Genomic DNA, 2928 nt, shown 5'->3' on the forward strand with positions numbered 1-2928 from the left:
CGCGATCCTTCGGGCTTTGCAGACGCTCGTGCTCCGGCGGCACCGTGTCGTTGATCACATAGGGCTTGATCGAGTTGTACTGCTTGAAGAACTGGGTCATATCCACGATCAGATCGCGGATCACCGGCAGGCCGGGCAGCGGGCGGATTTCCACTGGCTGCTTGAGGCTGCTGACATCGGTCACGCAGGCAAGGCCGTTCTTGCCATTGATGTTCATGGCATCGGAGCCGCACACGCCTTCACGGCAGGAGCGGCGGAACGACAGCGAATCGTCGACGATCTTCAGGCGCACCAAGGCATCGAGCAGCTTCTTGTCAGAAGGCTCAAGCTCAACCTCGTAGTCCTTCATATACGGCTTGGCATCGACGTCCGGGTTGTAGCGATAGATCTTGAATTGCATCTTCATGGTCTGGTCTCCGGCCCGTTCTTAGAACGTGCGCTCCTTTGGCGGGATGTAGTCGACGGTCAAGGGCTTGGTATGCACCGGCTTGTAGCTGAGGCGCTTCTCGCCGCAGTAGTACAGCGAATGCTTCATCCAGTTGTCGTCGTCACGCTTCTCGAAGTCATCGTGCGAGTGCGCGCCGCGCGATTCCTTGCGCGCATCGGCGGCGACCATGGTAGCGACAGCGGCCTCGATCAGGTTTTCCAGCTCCAGCGCTTCAACGCGGGCAGTGTTCCACACCTTGGACTTGTCCTTGATCTGCGTACGCTTGGCACGCGCGGCAACTTCGGCGATTTCCTTGACGCCCAGCGCCATGTTCTCGCTATTGCGGAATACGCCGGCACGCTTTTGGATGGTAGCCTGCATCGAGGTGCGAACATCATTGACCTCTTCGCCACCGGTTTGCGTCTCCAGACGGTTGATGCGCGACAGGCTGAAATCAGCAGCATTGTCGGGCAGTGGCTTGTGTACCGGGCGCTCACGACGGATGAAATCGATCATGCTGTCGCCAGCCGACTTGCCGAACACCACGAGGTCGAGCAGGGAATTGGTGCCAAGGCGGTTGGCGCCATGCACCGATGCGCAAGCACATTCGCCGGCTGCATAGAAGCCATTGACGCGCACTTCCGGATTGTCGCCCTGTGGCACCATCACCTCGCCCAGATAATTGGTGGGGATACCACCCATCTGGTAATGCGTGGTCGGAATCACCGGAATCGGTTCCTTGATCGGGTCGACACCGGCGAACTTGATGGCGATCTCGCGGATGGATGGCAGGCGATGGTTGATCACGTCAGGACCAAGATGGTCGAGCTTGAGCAGCACATGGTCCTTGTTCTTGCCGGCGCCACGACCTTCCAGCACTTCCAGCGCCATGCAGCGCGATACGAAGTCACGCGGGGCCAGATCCTTCAGCGTCGGCGCATAGCGCTCCATGAAGCGCTCGCCATTGGCGTTGAGCAAGATACCGCCTTCGCCACGCACTCCTTCGGTGATCAGCACGCCGGCACCCGCCACACCGGTCGGGTGGAACTGCCAGAACTCCATATCTTCCAGCGGAATGCCGGCGCGGGCACACATGCCCAGGCCATCGCCGGTATTGATAAAGGCATTGGTGGATGCGGCATAGATACGGCCAGCGCCGCCGGTGGCAAACAGCACTGCCTTGGCGTGCAGCACATAGACTTCACCGGTTTCCATTTCCAGCGCGGTGACGCCAACCACGTCGCCATCGGCATCGCGGATCAGATCCAGTGCCATCCATTCGACAAAGAACTGGGTATTGGCGCGCACATTGCGCTGGTACAGGGTATGCAGCAGGGCGTGGCCGGTACGGTCGGCGGCGGCACAGGCACGCTGCACCGGCTTTTCCCCGAAATTGGCGGTATGGCCGCCAAATGGGCGCTGATAGATGCGACCCGAGTCGACGCGGTCAAACGGCATACCGAAGTGCTCGAGCTCGATGATCGCTTCCGGCGCGGTCTTGCACATGAACTCGATGGCATCCTGGTCACCCAGCCAGTCCGACCCCTTGACGGTGTCGTACATATGCCATTCCCATTTGTCTTCCTGCACATTGCCCAGCGCTGCGGATATGCCGCCTTGCGCCGCAACCGTGTGGGAGCGGGTCGGAAACACCTTGGACAGCACAGCAGTCTTAATGCCGGCTTCGGAAAGTTGCAGCGCAGCGCGCAGACCGGCACCACCGGCACCGACGATCACCGCATCGAATTGACGTTTAGCGACGTTCGCCATTACACACCCCACACCACTTTAATTGCGTAAACAAAGCTGGCCAGCAGCCACAGGATGGTCAACACATGCAAGCTCAGGCGGATCGCCAGCGGCTTGACATAGTCCATCCAGATATCACGCACACCCACCCAGGCGTGCAGCACCAAGGCCAGCACCGTCACGGTAGACAGCACCTTGACCCAGGTGCAGGCAAACAGGGCTTTCCAGCCTTCGTAGCCAGCACCCGCCGCCAACAGCAGGAAGGCCACCAGGCCCACGGTATAGACCAGCATCACCACTGCGGTAATGCGTTGAAGCAACCAGTCGCGCAAACCATAGTGCGCGCCAATGACATGGCGATTTACCACAGGACACCTCCGATGAATGCGGTCAGAACCAAGCTCACCACCATCACCAGCTTGGCGGTATTACGTGCGGTTTCGAGTTCCAGCCCCTTGTGCACATCCAGCAGCAAAAAGCGGATGCCGGCACAGGCATGGTGCAGATAGGCCCACAGCAGGGCCAACAAGGCCAGCTTCACCAGCGGGAAGGCCACCAGTGCACGGTAAGCATCGAATTGAGCCTGGCTGGACAGGGAACCAGCCAGCAAATACAGCACCACGGGAATCGACACGAACAACAAGACACCGCTGACGCGGTGCAGAATCGACACAATGCCCGGTATCGGTAACCTGATCTTCGGCAGATCAAGATGTTTGGGCCGAGTTTTCTCCATGATGCTTTCCTCTAAC

4 protein-coding genes are annotated in these 2928 nt (G+C 59.4%); all 4 read right to left on the reverse strand.

Features of this window, described 5'->3' with window-relative positions; genetic code table 11:
* Positions 1-406: 2Fe-2S iron-sulfur cluster-binding protein (locus ACE3OH_RS20160; protein WP_374357366.1), on the reverse strand; the 406-nt coding region annotated here is incomplete at its 3' end.
* 21 nt (positions 407-427) lie between these two features.
* Positions 428-2197 carry a succinate dehydrogenase flavoprotein subunit gene (gene sdhA / locus ACE3OH_RS20165; RefSeq protein WP_374357368.1) on the reverse strand — a complete coding sequence of 590 codons (1770 nt, stop codon included), beginning with the start codon at positions 2195-2197 and terminating at the stop codon, positions 428-430.
* Complete coding sequence (sdhD, locus tag ACE3OH_RS20170; protein ID WP_374357370.1) at positions 2197-2544, reverse strand: succinate dehydrogenase, hydrophobic membrane anchor protein; 348 nt, start codon at positions 2542-2544, stop codon at positions 2197-2199. Before sdhD ends, sdhA begins: the two co-directional genes overlap by 1 nt.
* Positions 2538-2915, reverse strand: coding sequence for a succinate dehydrogenase, cytochrome b556 subunit (gene sdhC / locus ACE3OH_RS20175; RefSeq protein ID WP_374357374.1), 378 nt, complete (start codon positions 2913-2915; stop codon positions 2538-2540). Before sdhC ends, sdhD begins: the two co-directional genes overlap by 7 nt.
* Positions 2916-2928: the final 13 nt, after the last annotated feature.

Origin of the sequence: Chitinimonas sp., from assembly GCF_041904975.1 — a bacterium.
Lineage (GTDB): Bacteria > Pseudomonadota > Gammaproteobacteria > Burkholderiales > Chitinimonadaceae > Chitinimonas.